Origin of the sequence: Rhabdobacter roseus (assembly GCF_014202275.1) — a bacterium.
Taxonomy (GTDB): domain Bacteria; phylum Bacteroidota; class Bacteroidia; order Cytophagales; family Spirosomataceae; genus Rhabdobacter; species Rhabdobacter roseus.
In genome coordinates, this window is record NZ_JACHGF010000012.1 from 37,626 (window position 1) to 59,518 (window position 21,893).

15 protein-coding genes are annotated in these 21,893 nt (G+C 54.0%); 6 read left to right on the forward strand and 9 right to left on the reverse strand.

Going from position 1 to position 21,893, the window contains the following annotated elements; genetic code table 11:
- Nucleotides 1-12 precede the first annotated feature (12 nt).
- The 6 genes from HNQ92_RS24660 to HNQ92_RS24685 form a co-directional block, all read right to left on the reverse strand.
- Complete coding sequence (locus tag HNQ92_RS24660; RefSeq protein ID WP_184178463.1) at nucleotides 13-3,195, reverse strand: SusC/RagA family TonB-linked outer membrane protein; 3,183 nt, start codon at nucleotides 3,193-3,195, stop codon at nucleotides 13-15.
- Between the two features lie 448 nt (nucleotides 3,196-3,643).
- Nucleotides 3,644-7,291 carry an ABC transporter permease/M1 family aminopeptidase gene (locus HNQ92_RS24665; protein WP_184178465.1) on the reverse strand — a complete coding sequence of 1,216 codons (3,648 nt, stop codon included), beginning with the start codon at nucleotides 7,289-7,291 and terminating at the stop codon, nucleotides 3,644-3,646.
- A gap of 62 nt (nucleotides 7,292-7,353) precedes the next feature.
- The gene (locus tag HNQ92_RS24670) at nucleotides 7,354-8,238 is read right to left on the reverse strand and encodes an ABC transporter ATP-binding protein (protein ID WP_184178467.1); all 885 of its coding nucleotides are present in this window, start codon (nucleotides 8,236-8,238) and stop codon (nucleotides 7,354-7,356) included.
- 254 nt (nucleotides 8,239-8,492) lie between these two features.
- Nucleotides 8,493-9,206 carry a DUF1361 domain-containing protein gene (locus HNQ92_RS24675; protein WP_246440793.1) on the reverse strand — a complete coding sequence of 238 codons (714 nt, stop codon included), beginning with the start codon at nucleotides 9,204-9,206 and terminating at the stop codon, nucleotides 8,493-8,495.
- A 211-nt stretch (nucleotides 9,207-9,417) separates the two neighbouring features.
- The gene (locus HNQ92_RS24680) at nucleotides 9,418-10,764 is read right to left on the reverse strand and encodes a DEAD/DEAH box helicase (protein ID WP_425504314.1); all 1,347 of its coding nucleotides are present in this window, start codon (nucleotides 10,762-10,764) and stop codon (nucleotides 9,418-9,420) included.
- A gap of 227 nt (nucleotides 10,765-10,991) precedes the next feature.
- Complete coding sequence (locus HNQ92_RS24685; protein WP_246440796.1) at nucleotides 10,992-12,719, reverse strand: alpha-amylase family protein; 1,728 nt, start codon at nucleotides 12,717-12,719, stop codon at nucleotides 10,992-10,994.
- 364 nt (nucleotides 12,720-13,083) lie between these two features.
- On the opposite strand from HNQ92_RS24685, the gene HNQ92_RS24690 reads away from it, so the two are divergent.
- The 4 genes from HNQ92_RS24690 (at nucleotide 13,084) to HNQ92_RS24705 (ending at nucleotide 16,891) form a co-directional block, all read left to right on the forward strand.
- Nucleotides 13,084-13,869 carry an MlaE family ABC transporter permease gene (locus HNQ92_RS24690; protein ID WP_184178469.1) on the forward strand — a complete coding sequence of 262 codons (786 nt, stop codon included), beginning with the start codon at nucleotides 13,084-13,086 and terminating at the stop codon, nucleotides 13,867-13,869.
- Nucleotides 13,870-13,891: 22 nt separating this feature from the next.
- Complete coding sequence (locus HNQ92_RS24695; RefSeq protein ID WP_184178471.1) at nucleotides 13,892-14,665, forward strand: ABC transporter ATP-binding protein; 774 nt, start codon at nucleotides 13,892-13,894, stop codon at nucleotides 14,663-14,665.
- A gap of 72 nt (nucleotides 14,666-14,737) precedes the next feature.
- Entirely contained in the window at nucleotides 14,738-15,763 is a 1,026-nt protein-coding gene (locus tag HNQ92_RS24700; RefSeq protein WP_184178473.1) for an MlaD family protein, read from the forward strand.
- 84 nt (nucleotides 15,764-15,847) lie between these two features.
- The gene (locus tag HNQ92_RS24705) at nucleotides 15,848-16,891 is read left to right on the forward strand and encodes an SDR family NAD(P)-dependent oxidoreductase (RefSeq protein WP_184178475.1); all 1,044 of its coding nucleotides are present in this window, start codon (nucleotides 15,848-15,850) and stop codon (nucleotides 16,889-16,891) included.
- 19 nt (nucleotides 16,892-16,910) lie between these two features.
- Here HNQ92_RS24705 and HNQ92_RS24710 read toward each other — a convergent pair whose 3' ends face one another.
- The 3 genes from HNQ92_RS24710 to HNQ92_RS24720 all read right to left on the reverse strand — a co-directional run bounded on the left by HNQ92_RS24710 (nucleotide 16,911) and on the right by HNQ92_RS24720 (nucleotide 19,639).
- Complete coding sequence (locus HNQ92_RS24710; protein WP_184178477.1) at nucleotides 16,911-18,200, reverse strand: asparagine synthetase B; 1,290 nt, start codon at nucleotides 18,198-18,200, stop codon at nucleotides 16,911-16,913.
- Nucleotides 18,201-18,375: 175 nt separating this feature from the next.
- The gene (locus HNQ92_RS24715) at nucleotides 18,376-19,146 is read right to left on the reverse strand and encodes an SDR family NAD(P)-dependent oxidoreductase (RefSeq protein WP_184178479.1); all 771 of its coding nucleotides are present in this window, start codon (nucleotides 19,144-19,146) and stop codon (nucleotides 18,376-18,378) included.
- Between the two features lie 136 nt (nucleotides 19,147-19,282).
- On the reverse strand, nucleotides 19,283-19,639 hold the full coding sequence (locus HNQ92_RS24720) for a LytTR family DNA-binding domain-containing protein (RefSeq protein WP_184178481.1): 357 nt from the start codon (nucleotides 19,637-19,639) through the stop codon (nucleotides 19,283-19,285).
- Between the two features lie 349 nt (nucleotides 19,640-19,988).
- On the opposite strand from HNQ92_RS24720, the gene HNQ92_RS24725 reads away from it, so the two are divergent.
- Nucleotides 19,989-20,129, forward strand: coding sequence for a hypothetical protein (locus tag HNQ92_RS24725; RefSeq protein ID WP_184178483.1), 141 nt, complete (start codon nucleotides 19,989-19,991; stop codon nucleotides 20,127-20,129).
- Nucleotides 20,126-21,829, forward strand: coding sequence for a sodium:solute symporter family protein (locus HNQ92_RS24730; RefSeq protein ID WP_184178485.1), 1,704 nt, complete (start codon nucleotides 20,126-20,128; stop codon nucleotides 21,827-21,829). The genes HNQ92_RS24725 and HNQ92_RS24730 overlap by 4 nt, the downstream gene beginning before the upstream one ends.
- Nucleotides 21,830-21,893: the final 64 nt, after the last annotated feature.

The following is a 21,893-nucleotide window of genomic DNA, read 5'->3' on the forward strand; positions in this document are numbered from 1 at the left end:
GCCTTGACTCAATTAAAATCCAAGTTTCGCACCTACGGAAAGTACCCGGTTGAAGGTGTAGCTGTTGCTTACCGTACCGTTGAAAGTACCCGATACGTTCATTCCCTTGCGGGCCGAGAACAGCGCCAGGTTTTCACCAGCTAAGAACACGCTGGCATTCTTGGCTCCGATCGTGCTCACTAACTGCCGTGGTAATTGGTAGTTTAACGTAACGCTATTGATTTGTAGATAGGAGGCGTCGGTTAGGAAACGGGTACTTGCTCCTGACTGATTAACCGTATTACCATTGTCGAAACGGGGAACAGAAGTAATATCACCCGGATTTTGCCAACGATTGAAGGCATCGACGTGCATGGTCGTACCGTAGGTGCCTCCGTGCATGAGCGAACCGTAGGCGCTATCATAAACTTTGCCACCCACCTGGTAGGTAAATAGTACGCGCAGCGAGAGGCCTTTGTACGAGACGTTGTGATCCATCGACCCGTAGAATTTTGGAATGGAAGAGTGGCCGGTGTAGCGTAAGTTTGCCTCAGAAATGATTGAGGTCAGGGTATCGGCTCCAACAATACGTGTGTTTGTCGTTTCAATATTGGTTTTGTAAAGTGACAGACCGGTTTCAGGATCTACCCCGTGAAACTCGCGCATGTAAAAGTCATAGATGGAGTGCCCTACGCTGTATGCCTTAGTACCCGATACGATGAGTTGCTGGGTTTCGGGCATTTTGGTGATCTGGTTTTTGAAGGTAGTCCAGTTGACCGTAGCCGAGTAGCGGAAATCGCCGCTGCGGACGATGTCACCCGTTAACTGGAGCTCGAAACCCCGGTTGTAGAGGCTACCAATGTTTTGGCTCACCCTAAAGCCACCACCCGTTGTACCGCCGTTGGCCAGGGCCAGCGGCACGTCAAAGATCAGCCCGTCGGTGATGCGGTTGAAGTACTCAAAGCTACCCGACAGCCGTCCTTTGAACACGCTGAAATCTACTCCCAGGTCAAAGTTTTTGGCCGTTTCCCAGGTCAGGGCGTTGTTGGCAATGGAGGCCTGCGTAAAGCCCGGCTCGGCGTCATTGTTGCGGCCCAGGGTGTAAAGCGCCTGGTAGGGGTAGTACGAGGTATTGCCGTTGATGTCCGTAAGGCCATCGCTACCCACTACGCCGTAGGAAGTACGTACCTTCAATAGATCTACCCAGGATACCTGGAAGAAATCCTCGCGCTCGATGTTGTAGGCACCACCCACCGACCAGAAGTTGGCCCAGCGTACATCGCGGAAGAACTTGGAGTTTCCGTCGCGGCGCAACGAAGCGTTGATGATGTACTTTTTGTCAAAATCGTAGCTGGCGCGGGAGAAGAAGCTCTCGATGGTGTGGTTGTCCTCGTAGGAGGAAACACCCAGCACCGTTGCAAAGTTGGGTAGCTCGGTAACGCCATCCACGATCATTCCCGTCCGACTACCAGTCAGGTAGTTGTACTTGTAGGAGTAGCTCTCGTGTCCACCCAGGACATTCAGGTGGTGCTGTCCAAAAGTCTTGTCAAACTCCAGGAGCTGGTTCCAGGTGGTGCCGGTGGTGCGGTAGAGGTAGTGGTAGGCCCGGCCGGCGGGTGCTCCGTCGCCCAGGATGGGGTTGTCGAAGCGGCGCTCGTGGGTATCCTGTAGGTCAAAGCTGAGGTTCGTGGTGGCTCTCAGGCTAGGCAGGATGTTGACGGTCGCGTAGGTACGGGCCCCGAGTACGCCGCGGGTCTGCGTCCTTTTGTTCAGCTCGTTTTCCCAGATGGCATGGCGACCACTGGCAAAAAGCCGCTTATCACCCATGTCGTAGATTTTGTTTCCGTTCTCATCCAGAACAAAGGCCCCCGTGGCAGGGTCGTGCGCATAGATCGGATAAATAGGAGCGATATAGCGCGAAATGTAGAACGGGTTAATAAACGACGTATTGCCAGACGTATTATCGTTGTTGGCCAGGCTGTAGGCGCCGTTCAGGTTCAGGCCGGTTTTGAGCCACTTGGTAGCCTGGGTACTTACGTTGATACGGCCCGTGAAGCGCTTATAATCGGAGTTCACAAGGTACCCTTTTTCGTCGGTATAGCCCAATGATACGAAGTAGTCGGTTTTGTCAGCTCCACCGTCAAACGACATCGTGTAGTTCTGCCGACTCTGGCCGCCGCCCTGGATGGCCTTGGCCCAGTTGAGATCATCCGGATAGAGTAGCTGTGCGTTAGGGTTAAGTACCCCGTTGACGTCGACCACTTGATTGCCCGGTACATTGAACGGATTGTACCCCAGCAGATCGGCAATGCCCGAATAGGTTCGGCCTCCGTAGGTGGTAGTTTGGCCGGAGGCCACGCTGTTGGCTACATCCATGGGAAGGTTGGCCGAGCCGTAGTGGAGCGTATTGCGGTAGGCTTCCCACATCAAGGGGTAGTACTGCTGCGCGTTTACGGTTTCGTACTCGGGAAGCCCCCGGGAAATGGTACCGCCGGAAGCGGAGATGTTGAAGTTACTCTTGCCCGCTTTTCCTTTTTTGGTCGTGATCATGATCACCCCGTTGGCACCCCGCGAACCGTAGATGGCCGTGGTAGAAGCGTCTTTCAGAACGGAGATGGACTCAATATCTTCGGGGTTTAAGTTCACCGTAGAGGCGTCAAAGGGTACTCCGTCTACCACGTAGAGAGCCGTATTGGAGTTGGAGATGGAGCCAAACCCACGCACCCGAATGGCGGGAGCCGAGCCGGGAGCTCCGCTGCCCATGGTAGTTTGTACGCCGGGCGCGGCTCCGATCAGGGCGTTGAGGGCGTTGGACACGGGCCGCTTCTCGATGTCAGCCGCTTTGATTTGGGCCGACGACCCCACGTGCGTCGATTTATCCACGGCACCGTACCCCACCACGATCGCTTCGCTGAGTATTTTTACATCTTGCTCCAGGGTAATATCAATCACGCTGCGGTTGTTGATATTCACCTCCATGGTGGCAAATCCGATGTAACTCACTACTAGCGTAGAAGCATCCCGGCTCACGTTGACGACGTACTTTCCGTTACCATCCGTAACGGTACCCACAGAAGTACCCTTTACCACGATGCTTACACCGGGTAGGGCTGATCCATCTTCCTGGGAGGTAACTACTCCCCTTACTGTTGTTTGCGCGTGCAGAAATCCGACGGTCAAAAACAACAGTACGAAACTCGATAGAGCTTTACTCATAATGAATGTTTTTTTGATGAATAGAGGATTATGTAAATATTATTATTTCGTAAAAGTAGGCATGTAATTTATTTGTCAAGACAAATTGGTACTAAAATCAAGCAGATTCTTCCAATTTTAATATTATTATAATTTAAACTAACCAAATAGTTATTCACTTTTAGTTGGTTATAAAGAATAGTATTCTAGTAAATCGAATTTTGACTTGTTGAATGGCCTGTTTGGGCTTAGGTTGGAATAGTCAACAGAATATTCTATGGATGCACATAAATACCAGAATGTAGCCTTTTTTTGAAGAAGAGAAATTGTACTTAATTGATGGATGTCTATTGATCTGTACATTAATTATTGCCATAATAACTAAATTAAGTACAATCTTAATACAAAATAAAACCCCGGCTATTCTGTAACTAGCCGGGGAAGGGTTATAAGCCTATGTAAAGTACCTCTAGCTAGTCGTCTCGGCCTGGCTGACGGTTTTGGTATTATCGTCGGGGTGGCGGTCGATGAGCTTGTTGAGCGGGTCGATGCCGGCTTTGGTAGGTACCTTGGGTACGCTCACTTTGATGACGTTTTCCTGCTTCGTTATTTTATGCTTTTGCAGGTAGAGCAGCGAGTCTTTATCGGCTTTATCTTTGCCGTACACCCCCACGTCGATCCACTCGGCCAGCTTTTGGGGCGTGTCGTTCCCGGCGCTGTCGGCGCGGTACTTCTCCGAGCTGAATTTCAGCGTCACTTCGTACTTGGTATCACTTTGCTTCACGTAGGTAGCCTCGGTGGTTTTGTTTTCGTAGAGCGTGATGTGCTCGAACCAGTCATCGATGAGGTACTGGAGCGAGTCGGGCGTTTCGGCCCGGAAGTACCCCAGCAGGTCGCGGCTGGTGGGGTAGCGGCCCGGCTTGGAGTCGGGGCCGGGGTACTGCCAGTCGGCCAGGAAGTTTCGCAGGGCGGTGTTGACGTTGGCTTCGCCGATGTAGTCCTGCAGGGCGTACATAATCACCGAACCTTTGTTGTAGTGAATGTACCCCTGGCCTTCTACCAGCACGAGCGGTTGCTCCTTCTTGCGCTCCATGGCGCGGCCCTGGAGGTACTTGTCTACCTCATATTTCAGGAATTTCTGCATGAGCTCGGGCGTGAAGCTGTGCTTCATCACCATCAGGGCCGAGTACTGGGCCTGGGTTTCGGAGAGCATGGCGTTGCCTTTCACGCTGGCCTCGGGTACCTGGTGGCCCCACCACTGGTGGCCTATTTCGTGGGCGGTTACGTAGTAGGGCATGTCGAGGTCTTTCTCGGGGTTGCTCACCTTCTGGATAAACCCAATGCCCTCCGAGAAAGGTACCGTGTTGGCAAACGACTGCGCAAAACTGGCGTAGCGCGGAAACTCCATGATGCGTAGCTGCCGGAACTGGTAGGGACTGAAATTCGCGGAAAAGTACCCCAGCGACTTCTTGGCGGAGGTCATCATTTGTTCCAGGTTGTACTCGTGCCCCTTGTTGTAGTAAATCTCCAGGTTCACCACCTGGCCGTCGGCGCTTTTCCACTGGTCGCGCTTCACTTCGTAGCGCGCCGACACGATGGAGTAGAAATTCACCATCGGGATGTCCATCTGGTAGTGGTAGTACTTTCGGCCTTTTTCTTCCCATTCTTTCTGCAGGTACCCCGGCGCGATGGCGATCTGGTCGGGCGAGGTACCGATGATCATCTGAAAGCGGATGTAGTCGGCGTCGTCGCCGAAGAGGCTCTGGCTGAGGCCGCGCGGGTCGGTTTGTTCCATCATGCGCTCCTTCTCGGGGAGTTTGTACTTACGGCGCAGGTCGTCATCGCCGAGCTCAGCGGCTTCGGCGTAGCCAATGCTGGGGAAGTAGGTATTGTTAAAAAAGGTACCGTTCTGCACGATGCTGGTATTGCCGCCCCCGGCCGTGAAGCCCCGGGTGGTGAAATTGACCTTGAAATCCATCTTTACGGAGTCGCCGGGGGCCAGCGGCTGCGCCAGGGTGTAGATGGTGTAGCCGTACTTTTCCCACCGCTGCTTCACCTGGGCATCGCCGTTGCCGAACCGCAGGTACTCAGTCTGGACGTCGTTCAGAATATCTTCCTGAATGTGTACGTCGGCCAGGGGTTGTTCGGTTTTGTTTTTAAGCCAAAAGTACCCCTCGGCCGTGAAGTCGCGCTCGTCGGGGTAGAGCTCCACGCGCAGGTTCGACTCCACGATTTTGGGCTGAGGCAGGTGGTTGAATTTTTTCAGCGTTTTCTCGTAGTCGACGGCCCATTGCTCCCCTTCTTCCTGGGTACGGTACTTGTTGAGCTGGTTGGTATTGTAGTACACGTAGAAGCCCGTGCCGGTGAAAGCGATGATTGTGGTGAGCGCAAACGTAACCAGCGGGCGCGTCAGGCGCAGCCTTCCCAGCCGCAGGCGGGTACGCATCACGGCCTCCGAGCCCCGCACGGCAAATACTACCGACAGCGAAAACAGAATGCACACAAAGGTGAACCAGTAGAATTTCAGCCAGGAGAAGCGCGCCACAAAATGCCCGTAGCGGTTCATGTCGGAGTAGTCGCCGAGGTTACCGCTGTTGAACATGAACATGGGGTGGCTCACGCCCATGGCCCCGATGGTGAACGTGACGATAAAAAACACGAACATGAGTCCGTAGCCAATGAACTTGTCGTTGGCCATGACCTGGATAAAAAACGCCAGCAGCGTGTAGGCCACCAGGAAAAAGAGCGTAGACGTAAAGAGCGATTTGACGTAAAGCGGGATCTCGAAGTTGAAGTACCCGTGCGCGGCCTGTACGCCCATACCCATCACGATCAGGACGAGCAGCAACAGGACGTACACCATCACCAGCCCGATGAATTTCGCCACCAGGTTCACCCAGTCGGGTACGGGCAGGGCGTCCATGATGAGGTTCATGTTCACGCTGCGCTCCCGCCAGATCAATTCACCCGAATAAAAAATAACGATGATCAAAAAGAAAAGATCGAACTCGTCGAGCAGACCCAGGACATTGGCCGTGATGGGGTAGGAGCCCGTGCCGTACATCTCACCGAAGTAAAACGAGCTCACGATGAGGTTGATAAGCCCCACCGCCACAATGCCAATGAAGGGTACGTCGCGGGTGGTGATCTTGAAATAAAACTTAGCCTGCTGCCACAGCATGGTGAGGTAGCTACCGGCATTAAGTACCTGCCTGACGGTGGGAATCCGGACGTTTTCGGGCTTGAACGTCACTTTCTCGGCCACGGCCGCTTTGGCTTTGCGCCAGCCTTTGCGTACTACGCTAAAACTAAAGCCAAAGTAGGTACCGGCCAGGATCAGCCCCGCCAGGCCCAGCCAGAGCAGGCGGTTCCAGAGCAGCACACCTTCGAGGGGTACCAGCTGGCTATTCTTTTGGGCGGGCGACCAGTACTCGGTGTAGATCTGGAACGCCCGGAAGCCGAAGGGGTCCAGCATCGCGGCCAGGGTTTTGTTGTCGATGTCTTCCAGGACGGTGTCGGCGATCTGGTAAAGTACCAGCAGCACGATCCCCTGCACGTAGATGACGATGGTCTGGCGGCTGAGGGTACCCGCGGCAAAGTAGAGCGCCGCCTGGATAAAAAGATTGGTGATGCCGAGTGTGAGGAACGGCTGGATGTAGTGCCAAAAGTTAAAAGGAAGCATTTCTTTGGCCGCCCAGGAAGGCTCCCAGGGGAGGTACTTGCCCACGGCGAAGCCCAGCATAAAAGCGACCCACACGGCGCTGAAAACCAGGACGGTTACCACAAACGAGCCAAAAAAGCGGCCAAAGAGGTAGGCAAACTTCGACACCGGCGTGGTAAAAAGCATGGAGTCGGTCTTGTGGTCGAAGTCGCGCAGGACGGGTACTCCCATGATGGCCGACACGATGAAGGTCATGGCGAAGGTCATGATGACCGTCATGAAGGATAGGTTGTAGGGCGAGTTCTCGACGATCTGTCCACCGGCCACGCCCCCGATCACGATGTACTTGGAGGTGACGGCAAAGAAGCTCATCAGAAACAGAATCGCGAAGTAGATGTAGGTAGCCGAGCGTTTTTTGCGGTAGGCGAGCTCAAAGCGTAAAATTTCTTTCAACATAAAGTAGGGTAGTTTCGGGTAGTGATTGCGCTGAAAAATAGCATGGCGTCTTCAAGGTTGGCTTAGGCTTCTACCGGTGCCGTCCCGAAGATGTGCGAAAAGTACACGTCTTCCAGATCACCGTCTACGGCCACAAAACCTTCCCCCGGTTCGGTATCCGCCAGCACGTGCAGCACGGGGGTACCTCCTACGAGCTTCTCTGATATAATGTTGAATTGCGCCCGAAGTACCTCTACTTCCGCCTTGGGTACTCTTATTTCCCACACCCGGCCCCGAATCTGCGCCAGCGCCTGAGTAGGGCTTCCTTTATAAAGTACCTGACCTTTGTTGATAATGGCCATGTCGGAGCAAAGCTCCTTCACGTCGTCCACAATGTGCGTCGACAGGATTACGATGGTATTTTCGCCAATTTCACTGAGCAGATTCAGAAAGCGGTTGCGCTCGGCGGGGTCCAGGCCGGCGGTGGGTTCATCCACGATGATGAGCTTGGGGTTGGCCAGCAGCGCCTGCGCAATGCCGAAGCGCTGCTTCATGCCGCCCGAGTACCCGCCCAGGTTTTTTTTGCGGGCTTCGTAGAGGTTGGTTTTCTGCAGCAGGGCTTTCACCGTCTCGTTGCGTTCTTTTTTATCGGTAATCCCTTTCAGTACCGCCAGGTGGGATAGGAGCGTCTCGGCGTCTACCTTGGGGTATACGCCAAACTCTTGCGGCAGGTACCCCAGCGCTTTCCGTACTTCATCTTTTTGGGTCAGGACGTTGATCGTTCCCAGCTGAATACTACCGCTGTCGGGCTCTTGCAGGGTAGCGATGGTGCGCATCAGCGACGACTTCCCGGCTCCGTTGGGTCCCAGCAGCCCAAACATGCCCTGGTCGATGGTGAGCGAAATGTTCTTGAGGGCTTGTACGCCGTTGGAGTAGGTCTTGTTGAGATTTTCAATAACGAGCTGCATACGTAGAAAGGAGGTTGTTTGTCAGGTAGTTTCGATTGGACAAGATACAAAATGGCGGATTGATCACCGCTATATTAGGGATGAAGAATATTTTTTCGGGATCAGCGGTAAACGTTGTGGCAGAGGGGGTGGGGCATAGGGCAGGGGGTACTTTGGAGCGGAGGGCATAAGGGGTACTTGGAGCCGAGGGCAGCAGGGTACCTTCATCCTAAATCCCTTTGCCCCATGCCCTCTGCTTTGCCCCAGGCCCACACCTAGCGGCGGACGTTGCGGATGCGGAAACGGAGCAGGAGCCAAAGTACCAGGTAGAGCATTCCGAGCATGAGGGCAAACTCAAAGCTAAGGAGTACCGCCGTACGGTCCAGTGCGCTGGCCAGGATATTTTTAAGCAGTTCGATGGGATCGTGCAGAATATCCCAGCTGTTCCAGCGGCGGATGCGCCCCAGGTACACGCCAAAACCCGCCAGCGGCAGGCTGATGAGCAGCAGCGTCAGACCGGCCGTTTTCCCGTAGGTACGTTGCCAGGTACGGTGTATCCAGTAGAGCGACACCAGTCCGTTGATCAGACTGACCTGGGCGTAGTAGAAAAGCATGATGATGTCGTGCCAGGTGAGGTTACGCTCAAAATCCACCGTCAGGTGCACCAGGTCGGTGATCATGTAAGGGGCATTGGGAAAAAAAGCCAGCCAAACTACGCTCAAAATACCTACCAAAATGGGAATCGGGCCAAAGCGTTTGGAAAGAATGGAGGTAATGTAAGCAATCAGTAGGGGAATCCAGCTCAGAAACAGATTCCAGTCCAACGAGAAGTCAACCGCTTCGTTGAACTGGATGCGAATCATATGAAACAGGAAGGCCAACAGACTCAGTAGGCCTAGCAGCAGCAGGGGGTACAATCCTTCCAGCGTAATGATGGGAGGATCGGAGACGCTTATTTTATAGTGCCACCACGATTTGAGTCGCTTCAAGGATCGTTTTAGTTAGGTACCTGTTCCGATAGCCGACACCGTCCTAGGCGGGGTATTCGGATTGAAACTACTATAAAACGTCTTGAATAGGGAGTTAGGTTTACAAAAAAGTCGATTTAGCCTATTAATAATAAAGAATCAATAGAAATTACAACTAGCAGGAATACGTACCTGCTAGAGAATTATTAGGTACCTGGCTAAACTAAGGTACTTAGCTCGGGCTGCTATCTTGCGGAGCAGAGCTAGTAGGAGCCGAAGGCGATTTGCGGGGGCGATTTCGGCGGGGCGAACGCTTCTTGGCGGGCTTATCGGGGTTTCGGGCCGCCGTAGGAGCTCCGGAACGGGCGTTTGAAGAAGGCTTGCCGCTCCGTTTGCGATCACCGCTTCCGTTTCCTTTTGCACTACGGGGAGCAAAGGCCGGTGCTTCTCCCAAGCCTAGCTGTTGGGTAATGGCTTGCTTCTCCACGACCGTTTCCAGCAGGCGCTCGATGCGCAGTACCCGGGGCTGGTCGTCCTGGTTGATGAAGGTAATGGCCGTTCCGGTGGTTTCGGCCCGGGCCGTGCGGCCAATCCGGTGCACGTAGTCTTCGGGGTCACGGGGAACGTCGAAGTTGACCACGTGGCTCAGGTTATCGATGTCGATGCCGCGCGAGAGTACATCCGTCGCGACCAGAATGGGAAACTTTCGGTTTTTGAAATCCCGCAAAACAACCTCCCGAACCGACTGCTCGGAGTCAGACGAAATGCCGTAGGCGTCGTAGCCCAATCGGCCCAAGGCCCGTACGATGGAGTCAACGGACGAGCGGCGCGAAGTAAACAGAACCATGCTGGGGGTATTCACCTTCTTGAGCAGGTGCACCAGTAGGGGTAGTTTTTGCTGGTCGGAGGCCAGGTAAAACTGCTGGTCAATACCGGCGGCGGGCTTGGAGACGGACAGTTGAATTTCTTCGGGTTCCTGCAGGATACGCTTGGCGAGCTCCCTTATTTTGGGCGGCATCGTAGCCGAAAACATGAGCGTTTGGCGCTGGGCCGGAATCTGGGACATGATTTTGAGAATATCACCCAGAAAACCCATGTCCAGCATCCGGTCGGCCTCGTCCAGGATCAGGTGCCGAAGCTGGTCGAAGCGTACGTAGCCTAGCTGCATGTGAGCCATCAGGCGGCCCGGCGTCGCAATGATGATGTCGGCTCCCTGGGTAAGGGCTTTGCGCTGCTGGTCCCACTCGGGGCCTTTGGTACCACCGTAGATGGCAATGCTGGTGGCATTGACAAAGTACCCCAGCCCTTGTACCTGCTCGTCGATCTGCTGGGCCAGCTCACGGGTTGGCACAATGATCAGCGTACTGATGTGCTCCTGCGGATGGGTAGCAATGCTGTTGAGAATGGGAACCAGGTAGGCGGCCGTTTTTCCGGTGCCCGTCTGGGCGCAGGCAATAAGGTCTTTCCCTTGAAGGATGCGCGGGATGGCCATTTCCTGAATGGGGGTGGCCTGCTGGAAATTCATGGAGTCCACGGCCTGGAGAAGGTCATCGTGGAGATCAAATTCGTTAAAATGCAAAGTTCAGCTGAATGTAGGATCAACAGAAAGCAGCTATTGGCTAGCAAGCTCTGGCAATCCGGTGAAAAAATAGTGAAGCTGACCTTGCGTTTCGTCGGCCAGCAAACCGCTTGACTACAAGCAAAGGTACTTTGTTTTTACCAAAAAAAGAAGGGGGCGGCCTTCATTTTCGGCCGTCCCTCGTCTTTATACAAGCGTTATTTAGTGAGCGGTCAGTCCTGTACCCCTCAGCGCATTACTTGGCCCACCCGGTACCATTTGTAGCCGTAGCCTGGCAGCGATAGATCCAGCGTACCATTTTTTACTTCCTGTTGTTGCTGGTCGGCCAGGAGGTCGAAAACGGTTGTGGTTTTATCCAGGGCCGTTTTGATGCGGGCTTTTTTTGCTTCCTTGCTAAAATTATGAACAATGACGAGCGAACTACCTTTGTAGTCGTAGCGAAGTGCTATTACGTGCGGAGAGCCCGTATCCAGAATTTTGTATTCCCCCCGTCCAATCTCAGGACATTCTTTGCGCAGCCGGATCATCCGGGCGTTCCAGTTCAGGAGGGAGCTGGGGTCGCGCCGCTGGGCCGCTACGTTCAGGGTTTTGTAGCTGTAAGCTCCCTGATCAATTACGGGCCGGAACGTCTCGGGGGCTCCCGAAAAGCCCGCATGTTGGGCGTCTGACCATTGCATGGGTGTCCGGACCGATAGCCGTTCCTTGAGGCTCAGGTCATCGCCCATGCCGATTTCTTCGCCGTACCGAATCACGGGCGTGCCGGGCAGCGAATACAGCAGGCTATACGCCAGCTCGATGTGCTTGCGGTCGTTATTGAGCATGGGGGCCAGGCGGCGGCGGATGCCGCGGTCATACACCTGCATGCTGGTATCGGGCCCCATGACGTCATATACACGTTGGCGTTGCTTGTCCGAAAGCCGCCCCAGGTCAATTTCGTCGTGGTTGCGCAGGAAGAACCCCCACTGGGCGTTGGCCGGAATATCCTTGGTTTTTTTAAGAGCCTCCACAAAAAGGTTCGCTTCGCCCGTAGCCAGGGCGTAGAATAGAAACTGATTGGCGTAGAAGTTGAACATCATGGGCATCCGCTCGCCCTGCTTGCCAAAGTACAGCTCATTTTCGTTGGGTTCTACGTTGGCTTCGCCCAGAATGACGGCGTCGGGTTTGCGGCTTTGGGTAAAGTTACGCATGTTAATAAGGTACGTAAAGTCCAGATCGCGGACGTCTTTAAGCGGCTTGGCTCCCTCTAAGATGAACGGAACCGCATCCAGCCGGAAGCCCGAGATGCCCTGTTGGAGCCAATACGCAATCACCCGCCGCGACTCCTTGATCACCTCCGGATTTTCGTAGTTGAGGTCGGGCTGAAACTTGTAGAAGCGGTGGTAATAGTACTCACCCGACACCGAGTCCAGGGTCCAGACGGCCTCTTGCACCCCCGGAAATACCATGCCTTCGTTCCAGTCCTTGGGGCGATCTTTGGACCAGACGTACCACGAGCGGTAGCGCGAGTCCTTGCTTTGCCGCGCTTGCTGAAACCAGGGGTGGGTGTCCGAGGTGTGGTTCACTACCAGGTCCATGATCACTTTTATGCCCCGCGCCTCGGCCTGGTGCATGAACTCCGTAAAATCCCCGTGGGTGCCGTACTTAGGGTCCACGCCGTAGTAGTCGGCTACGTCGTAGCCATCGTCTTTGCCCGGTGAAGGCTGGAAGGGAGCCAGCCAGATGGCGTCAATGCCCAGGGCTTTCAGGTAGTCCAGCTGCTCGGTTAATCCGCGTAAATCCCCCCGGCCGTCGTTGTCGCTGTCTTTGAACACCCCTACCTCCAGGTTGTAGATGATGCTGTTTTTATACCAAAGGGCGTCGATCATATCCTGCGCCTGATCCGTGGATTGGGCGTAGGTGGCTGAAGAGAAAACCAAAAACAGGAAGTAGTAGTAAATGCAGTTAAGCTTTTTCATAATAGCGGTGAATGCTTGTTGTTGATGAACCATACCCGGGCGGATAAGCCCGGCAGGCAAACGTATCGAGTGCCAAACGGCTGGTAATAGGGTAAAAATCATACCCGTACGCAAATCACCCTTCGCTTGATCAAAATACTGCCTAAGGACTCCTGAGAGCCAGGACGAAGGCGGCTGAGGCCCCCGTCAGATCACACCCAAACCCCTGATTTTACCGATTCGGGAACCGAACGGAGCGGAGAAGTACTTTACTACCTGGGGCCTGGCACACTTTTATGTAATTAAAATTGAATCCTGACCTACCTACTCTGGTATATCCAGGCTGAATATACGTACCCGATTCGCTGTTCTCTTTACCAACCCTATGCGTCGCAATTCCAGAGACTACGTAATTACCCGAAGGATTGACAACCTGCTGCTGAATTTCTACGAAGCGTACATGTTTATGGGGCGTTTCTTTCGCGAGGCGTTCCGCGGCCCCCTGGAATTTCAGGAGCTGGTGAAGCAGTGCTACCAGATTGGGTACCGCTCCTTACCCCTCATTTCTCTGACGGGTTTTATTACAGGTATGGTATTCACCAAGCAGTCGCGGCCTTCCCTCATGGAGTTTGGGGCTACGTCCTGGCTGCCTTCGCTGGTATCCATCGCCATCGTTCGGGCGTTGGCTCCGCTCATTACTTCCCTCATCAGTGCGGGCAAGGTGGGTTCCAGCATTGGGGCCGAGCTGGGCTCCATGCGCGTGACGGAGCAGATCGACGCCATGGAGGTTTCGGCCGTTAATCCGTTTAAGTTTCTGGTGGTCACGCGGGTACTTGCTTCCACCATTAGCATTCCCATTCTTTCCTTTTACTGCGCTTTCGTCGGGCTCATGGGTTCTTTCCTGGACGTAACCCTCAACGAAGAAACCAACATTGTGGCCTTCTTCGAAAAAGCCTTTGAGCAAATCACGTTTCTGGACATTGGCTCGGCCCTTTTCAAGGCCATTGCGTACGGATTTACCATCGGTATGGTGGGCTGTTACAAAGGGTATAATGCTACTCAAGGTACCCAGGGCGTGGGGAAAGCCGCTAACGCTTCGGTGGTATTATCTATGTTCCTGATCTTTCTGGAAGAAGTAGCGATTGTTCAGATTACCAATTGGATGCGATAATCCCGGAAATAGACAAGTACCTATGCAACAGCCAACTTCTCATCCAATAGGCACCGAAAAGGCCATTTCGATCCGGAATCTGTACAAGTCGTTCGGAGAACTGCACGTGCTGCGCGGGGTCGATCTGGATGTATTTAAAGGAGAAAATGTAGTGGTACTGGGCCGGTCCGGAACGGGCAAGTCGGTACTCATCAAAATCATTGCCGGACTTCTCAAACCTGATCAGGGTACCGTTCAGGTTTTGAACCAGGAAGTACCTTCGCTCAGCGAAAAGCAATTAAGGGAGCTACGCCTAAAAATTGGTTTTTCTTTTCAGAATAGCGCCCTCTACGACAGCATGACCGTACGCGAAAACCTGGAGTTTCCGCTGGTGCGTAACGTCAAAAACCTGAGCCGTTCGGAGATCAACCGCGCCGTGGAAGAAGTACTGGACTCGGTAGGTCTTAGCCAAACCATCAACCAGATGCCCTCGGAGCTCTCGGGCGGGCAGCGCAAGCGGATCGGCATTGCGCGTACGCTGATCATGAACCCGGAGATCATGCTTTATGATGAACCCACCGCGGGCCTGGACCCCATTACGTGCATGGAAATCAATGAGTTGATTAATGAGGTGCGCGAGCGCTACCACACCAGCTCCATCATTATCACGCATGACCTCACCTGCGCTAAAGCCACCGGCGACCGGCTGGCCATGCTCTTCGACGGACAGTTTATCAGAGAAGGTACCTTTGAAGAGGTATTCGAAACCGACGAAGAACGCATCAAAAGTTTTTACGATTACAATTTTGTAGAATAAAGCTGGGAAGGTTAGTAAGCCATTCCACAATCCCTAATAAACCAATTAGTTATAGATCTTAAGTAGAGCAATATGAAACCAATAAACCCTAAAAAGAGGGCCGTTACCGTGGGCTTGTTTGTATTCTTAGGCCTGGTGATTTTTATCGTGGGGGTACTTACCATCGGGAGTATGCGCAAGTCGTTTGTACCTAAGGTTACGGTGCGTTCCATTTTCGACGACGTCAACGGGCTACAGGCGGGTAACAACGTCTGGTTTTCGGGTGTAAAGGTAGGTACTGTGAAGCGAATTAGCTTTTACGAAGGCTCAAAAGTAGAAGTGATTCTCAACATTGAGGAAAAATCGCAACAGTATATTCGCAAGGACGCCACCGTGAAAATAAGTACCGACGGGCTGATTGGGAACAAGATCATCGTGATTGCGGGCGGAACGCCGAAGGTACCTTCCATCGAAGAAGGAGACGTGCTCAAAGTGCAAACCGAAGACAGCCAGCAGGATATCATGAATACCTTGCAGGAAAACAACAAAAACATCCTGGCCATTACGAGTGATTTCAAAGAGATCAGTCGCAAGATACGCGCCGGAGAAGGATCGGTAGGGAAGCTCCTGGGCGACGAATCGCTGTACAACGACCTCAATACCACGATGGCGTCATTGAAGAGAACGTCCCAAAACGCCCAAAACCTGACGGCCTCACTGTCGAGCTACTCGGCCAAGCTCACCCGCGAGGGCGGCCTGGCCAACGACCTGGCTACCGACACGACGATCATGCGCAGCGTAAAAGCCACCATGCAGCAGCTCAACACCACGGCCGCCACGGCGCAGGCTACCGTTGACAACCTCAAGCGCATGAGTGACGACCTGCAGGTTAATCCTAACAGCCCGGTGGGGGTACTTCTCAACGACGAAAAAACGGCGTCCGAACTGAAAACGACCGTAAGGTACCTGGAAAGCAGCTCCCAAAAGCTGGACGAAAACCTGGAAGCGTTGCAGCACAACTTCCTGTTGAGAGGTTTTTTCCGCAAGCGGGACAAAAGGGAGCAGAAAGCCCAGAAAGAATCTGCGCCTACTGATACCACTAGCACGGAAGTCCGGTAAAGTACCTCTTTTTGATTACCGAAAACCGAATGGTACGGAGTTTTTAACCGGCAAGTACCATCGTACACTTTAGTCGTTTTCGGTATGAATCAACCAGCAATACATGAAAGTACCTCCCTGCGCAAAACGCTGGGCTGGACCTTGGTGGGCTTAGGGGCCCTGGCGGTGGCCAACGCCATTCGGAAGCAAATGAACAAGTACCCCCTGGAGGGCAAGGTAGTATTCATCACCGGTGGCTCCCGCGGGCTGGGGCTGGTGATGGCCCGGCAGTTGGCCGCCAAGGGTGCTCGCCTGGCGATATGCGCCCGGACGGCGGAGCAGGTGGAGCGCGCCCGGCAGGACTTGCAGCAGCGGGGCGCCGAAGTACTGGCCTTCACCCTGGACGTAACCCAGCGCGACGAGGTACATCGCAGGGTTCAGGAGGTCATTACGCACTACGGACAGCTCGACGTACTCATCAACAATGCCGGAGTGATGATTGTCGGCCCGCAGGAGGCCATGAACATGGAAGACTTCGACTGGGCCATGAATACGCATTTCTGGGCACCGCTCCATAGTATGCAGGCCGTTATTCCCCACTTTCGCGAACGGGGTGAAGGCCGCATCGTCAACATCGCTTCCATTGGGGGTAAAATTGCTTTCCCGCACCTGCTGCCCTACACGGCCAGCAAGTTCGCGCTCGTGGGGCTTTCGGAAGGCATGCATGCCGAGCTTAAGAAATACAACATCCACGTCACGACCGTCTCGCCCAATCTGACCCGCACCGGTAGCCCGCGAAACGTCACCGTAAAAGGAGACGCCGAAGCGGAATACGCCTGGTTCAAAATATCGGATTCGGCTCCCTGGCTGGCCCAGGAGGTGGAGTCGGCGGCGGCGGATATTCTGGAAGCGCTGGAATACGGCAAGTCGGAGGTGGTACTTACCGCCACGGGCAAGGCCGCTGCGCTGCTCCAGGGCGTCATGCCCGGCTGGGTAAGTGACGCCCTGGTGCTGGTGGATCGCTTCCTGCCTGAAAACATAGAAGGGGGCTCGATGGGGCGAAAAGGGCACGACAGCGAGTCGGCGCGCTCGCAGGGCCCCATTGCGGCTTTGACGGATAAAGCCGCAATGGAGAACAACGAACTCTAAAAGTACCTCCAAGTACCCTTCAAGTCTTGCGTTTCTTTTTGCGGGCCGAGGGAAAGAGAACGTTGTTGAGAATGAGCCGATAGCCCGCGGAGTGCGGGTAGAGGTTGAGGTCGGTGGCCATGCGGTGGCCGCCGCCGCGCCGCCCTTCGGGGTCATGCCCGCCGTAAAAGACCCACTGCCCGCGACCCAACTCCCCGTACAGGTACCTGTCCGACGATTTGCTTTGGCCCAGTACCAGTACGTTGGGCTTTACGGTACTTTTAGTAAAGGCGGTGGTTTGGCCGTAAAATTCTTTGATCACGTTTTCGTGGTTTTGCACCAGCATGGCCGGGATAATGTCCCACTTGGCCGAGAAGTCAAAAAGCGAAAAGAAATCCAGTGACTGGTAGTAGCCCGAGCTGGCCGTGGAGTTGATGTTGGAAAAAGCCATTCCGCCGTAGCCTTCCTGGTATTCCAGCGTAAAGTTTTGAAAGGCTACCGTTTGGTTAAAATCCAGCTTCGATTGGGCGTTGGGGTCAATCCCGTCGCCGTCGAAACTACTGTCCACAATATCGACCCCTTCGGCTGCGAGGGCGATATCCAGGGTTTCGGCGGCGGAGCACATCGCAAACAGGTACCCACCCCCGGCACAAAATTCTTTGATGGACTTGGCGACGGCCAGCTTCATGTGCGACACTTTGGCGTACCCATGCCGACGGGCAATGTCTTCCTGGGCCTTCACGTCCTCTACCGTCATGCGGCGCATGTTCCGGCCGTATTGCCCCGTAAAGTCCTCGTGGTGTAGGTGCAGCCAGTCGTACTTGGCCAGGTCACCGTTCAGTACTTCTTCGTCGTACACTACCTCGAAAGGGATTTCGGCGTAGGCAAGTACCAAGAGTACGGCATCGTTATTTTCAAACTCAGAAGGACTGACTTTGATGGGCGAATACACCACAACCTTGGGCGCTTTTTGGAGCTTCACCACGTTCATGTTCACGTCCGGGTCGGCGATCAGGGTCAGGATGCGGTTGGTTTGTGCATCGGAAACTACCTCGTACGATACCCCCCGCACCCGGCACTCCTTTTCCACCACCGAGCTGTATTTTACCATAAAACTCCCGCCCCGGTAGTTGAGCAGCCAGTCCACGTCCACGTCGGCTTTCAGCACGGAAAACGCAATCCCGTAGGCTTTGAGGTGGTTGGCTTGTTTATCGTCCATCGGGATCAGGATGGAGTTGGCCAGCGTGAAGGTACTTAGCAGAAGTAATAAGAAGGTAACGTATCCTCTTGTGATAACGGCGCTTACTTTTTGTTGTATGCCTGTTCTCATAATACCAGTCGCTTTTGGGTAAAAAGAAAAAATCAACGGATGCACGAAGAGGAAGGGATACCAAAGCTATAAAATTGTTTCTACTTTATCAAGCGATACGGGCCAGGGGGCACTAGAAAAAACAGAGCCCGCCGAAAAGCGGGCTCTGACTGGTAAAAGTAAGAAGGAGAGGGAATTAAATGGTAGTACCGCCGTCGGCCGTGAAGATTCCGCCGGTGCAGTAGCCTGAGGCGGGTGAAGCCAGGTAAAGTACCATCCCGGCGATTTCTTCTACGGTACCCATGCGGGCGATGGGCAGGCGCTTGGTGAAGCGGGCAAGCGTTGTTTCGTCCTCCCACAGGGCCTGACTAAACTTCGTTTTGATCAATCCGGGACAGACCGCATTCACCCGGATGCCGTCGGCTCCCAGCTCCTTGGCAAATACCTTCGTGAGCATATTAAGGGCCGCCTTCGTGACGCTGTACATGCCCAGGCCGGGGTCAGGCGTGAGACCCGCAATGCTGCTGATGTTGATGATGCTCCCGCCGCCGCGCGCTTTCATGCTGGGCTGAACAAGCCGGGTAAGCTCCAGGGGGGCGCGCACATTGACCTGCATGATTTTATCAAAAGCGCTTTCGGGAAACTCGACCGTGGGGCCGTAGTGTGGGTTGGCCGCGGCGTTGTTCACCAGAATATCCACGCCGCCATAAGCCTGCATGGTTTGCTCGACCAGATTGCTGAGCTGCTGGCTATCACCCACGTGGGCGGCCACGGCCGTAACTTCCGCGCCTTCCTGGCGCAGGGTATTGGCCAGGGCGTCGAGGTCGGCTTGTTTGCGGCTACTGATCACGACCTGCGCCCCGGCCTGGGCCAGCAGGCGGGCGGTGGCTTCACCAATGCCTTTACTGGCACCGGTAATGAGGGCTACTTTTCCGGAAAGATTGAAATAGTCGGTTAGGGTTTGCATAGGAGTGCATTTTTGTTCGTGCCCCAATATGCAAAATCATGAGTAAATAATCACTTTGTGCAGGTACCTGTCGGCAGGTACCTACACGTGGGTGGCGACAGGTACTTGGGTGAAGTACCTGCGTGCAGAAGTACCCTTACTTACCAAGAAGCCAGGGGTACTTGGGGGCGGAGAGGGACTCCCTGACCGTCTTGAGGCGTCGCCGGGAAGGTACCAGGCGGGTTTCATCGTGCAGGATGAGTGCGCCATTTTCCCGGAAAACCCGGATGTAGCGTGGGTTGACGGCTTCGTGGCGACTGATCCGAACGAACGCACTGTGGGGCTCTAATCGGAGTAAAACCACCTTGAGGGTACGGGCTATGAGCAATTCCTTGCCGTTGGCCAAGTAAATGCGCGTGTAGTTGCCGTCGGCTTCCAGCCGGACAATCAGCGCCGGATCGAGGTAGGTGGAACTACCCACGTAAACAACCTGGGAGCATAAAGTAGTGTACATAAAGGTTATAAGTTAGGGTGTGGTAGTTGGCAAATAAAAGATTGTGTTCGGGTGGCAGAGGCCGATTTTTGGGAAAATACAACGTTCTGATTTCAATAAAGGGGAGGCAATCCTACCTTCCGCGGTGATTTGCTCGTTTAGCTGGGCTTGCAAAAAATGATGAAATAGTACCATACGCTTTTTGACGAAGGCTAGACTCAAGGCTTAAAATCATTTATCCGGACTAAGGGCATAAGGTAAGCGACTGGCGAAGGAAGTATGTACTTTTTCTTAAAAAGATGCTAGTTCGTTCCAAAAAGCGTCCTATTTTTGCCTACATTATACGGAATCAACCTACCCTCACGCTACCATGAACAGTCCGCAAGAACCACCCGATACCGACGGCCTGCCGCCCTTTGTCCGCACCTGGCCGCAGTTGTATGGTTTGGTAGTAGGTACTTTGGTAGTACTGATTGCGCTGTTCTACGCCTTTATGACCCACTTCGAATGAGCTACCTTGACTGGATTGTCCTGGCCCTGACCCTAACCTTTATCGTTGGCTATGGCATTTACCGCAGTCGTGAGAACAGCAACATTGAGTCCTATCTGCTGGCCAACCAATCGTTGCCCTGGTACCACATTACGCTGTCGCTGATGGCTACGCAGGCCAGTGCCATTACGTTTTTGTCGGCCCCCGGCCAGGCCTATACTGATGGGATGCGCTTCGTGCAGTTCTACTTTGGCCTGCCGCTGGCAATGGTGGTACTTTGTATTACGTTCGTCCCTAAGTTTCACAACCTCAAAGTGTTTACGGCCTACGAATTTCTGGAGGGCCGGTTTGACCTCCGTACCCGCGGGCTGACGGCGGGGCTTTTTCTGCTGCAGCGGGGGCTCTCCACGGGTCTGTCGATCTACGCGCCGTCCATCATTTTGTCGGCCATCCTGGGCTGGGATATCCTCTGGACCAACATTATTTCCGGCGGACTCGTAATGCTCTACACCGTCACGGGCGGGGCGCGGGCGGTGTCGCATACGCACCTGCAGCAAATGGGCATCGTTACACTGGGGATGGTCTTTGCGGGCGTGATGGTAGTGAAGCTGCTGCCCTCGGACGTGTCCTTTACGGATGCCCTGCACGTGGCCGGCAAAATGGGCAAGACCAACCTCATTGATTTCTCTTTCGACCTCAGCAACCGCTACAACGTGTGGTCGGGCCTCATCGGCGGCTTCTTTTTGCAGCTGTCGTACTTTGGTACCGATCAGTCGCAGGTAGGCAGGTACCTGACGGGCAGCTCCATTGGGCAGAGCCGCCTGGGTCTCGCCATGAATGGCCTGCTGAAGATTCCCATGCAGTTTTTAATCCTGCTGGTAGGGGTACTGGTGTTTGCCTTTTACCAATTTACGACGCCGCCGCTTTTTTTTAACCAGGTACAGGCCGATAAGGTCAAAAGTACCCCCTACGCCGCAGAGTACCAGGCGCTGGAAGAGCGCCACGCGCGCATTCAGGCGGGCAAACGGGCGCACGTAATGGCCCTGACGAAGGCCTTGGACCAAAACGATGAGTTGGTCATTAATGAGCAGCGAGAGCATCTAGGGAAAGTGGAAAAAGAAGTACAGGCGGTACGGCAGGAAGCCCGGCAGGTACTTTCCAAATCCGGCGGGCAGGACGTCAACGATGTCAACTACATTTTCCTTCGATTCGTGATCGACTACCTGCCCGCGGGCCTGGTGGGCTTGCTGATCGCGGTCATTCTACTGGCCTCGATGGGCTCCGTGGCGGCGGCCTATAACTCACTGGCTTCTACGTCCATTGTGGATGTATATAAGCGCATGGTCCGTACGGATGGCTCCCCGGCTCACTACGTAAAGGCTTCGCGCTGGGCTACCTTTGGCTGGGGTATTTTCTGCATTTTTGTGGCCCAGTACGCCAGTCGGCTGGGTAGTATGATCGAGGCCGTCAACGTACTGGGCTCGCTGTTTTACGGGGTAATTTTGGGCATTTTCCTCGTGGCGTTTTATTTCAAAAAGATCGGGAGCCGGGCGGTGTTCTGGGGAGCGGTGATCGGCGAGTTCTTTGTGGTGGTGAGCTACTGGCAGGAGCTCACGGCTTTTCTCTGGCTCAACCTGATTGGCTGCGTACTTGTAATTGGCTTTGCGGGGATCATTGAGTGGATTTGGCCCCAGCCCTCGCCCAAAGTACCCCTTACTTAGCACAAGACAGAAGAACGACCTTCGTTTCGTATAAAAATATTTACCTAATTTTTTGGATTAAACT

Bases quoted from the DNA above. Each gene is read 5' to 3' on its own strand.
- HNQ92_RS24725 (WP_184178483.1), top strand. From the start codon at position 19,989: ATGAACAGTCCGCAAGAACCACCCGATACCGACGGCCTGCCGCCCTTT.
- HNQ92_RS24670 (WP_184178467.1), bottom strand. From the start codon at position 8,238: ATGCAGCTCGTTATTGAAAATCTCAACAAGACCTACTCCAACGGCGTA.
- HNQ92_RS24730 (WP_184178485.1), top strand. From the start codon at position 20,126: ATGAGCTACCTTGACTGGATTGTCCTGGCCCTGACCCTAACCTTTATC.
- HNQ92_RS24715 (WP_184178479.1), bottom strand. From the start codon at position 19,146: ATGCAAACCCTAACCGACTATTTCAATCTTTCCGGAAAAGTAGCCCTC.
- HNQ92_RS24665 (WP_184178465.1), bottom strand. From the start codon at position 7,291: ATGTTGAAAGAAATTTTACGCTTTGAGCTCGCCTACCGCAAAAAACGC.
- HNQ92_RS24700 (WP_184178473.1), top strand. From the start codon at position 14,738: ATGAAACCAATAAACCCTAAAAAGAGGGCCGTTACCGTGGGCTTGTTT.
- HNQ92_RS24705 (WP_184178475.1), top strand. From the start codon at position 15,848: ATGAATCAACCAGCAATACATGAAAGTACCTCCCTGCGCAAAACGCTG.
- HNQ92_RS24710 (WP_184178477.1), bottom strand. From the start codon at position 18,200: ATGAGAACAGGCATACAACAAAAAGTAAGCGCCGTTATCACAAGAGGA.
- HNQ92_RS24690 (WP_184178469.1), top strand. From the start codon at position 13,084: ATGCGTCGCAATTCCAGAGACTACGTAATTACCCGAAGGATTGACAAC.
- HNQ92_RS24660 (WP_184178463.1), bottom strand. From the start codon at position 3,195: ATGAGTAAAGCTCTATCGAGTTTCGTACTGTTGTTTTTGACCGTCGGA.
- HNQ92_RS24685 (WP_246440796.1), bottom strand. From the start codon at position 12,719: ATGAAAAAGCTTAACTGCATTTACTACTACTTCCTGTTTTTGGTTTTC.
- HNQ92_RS24695 (WP_184178471.1), top strand. From the start codon at position 13,892: ATGCAACAGCCAACTTCTCATCCAATAGGCACCGAAAAGGCCATTTCG.
- HNQ92_RS24720 (WP_184178481.1), bottom strand. From the start codon at position 19,639: ATGTACACTACTTTATGCTCCCAGGTTGTTTACGTGGGTAGTTCCACC.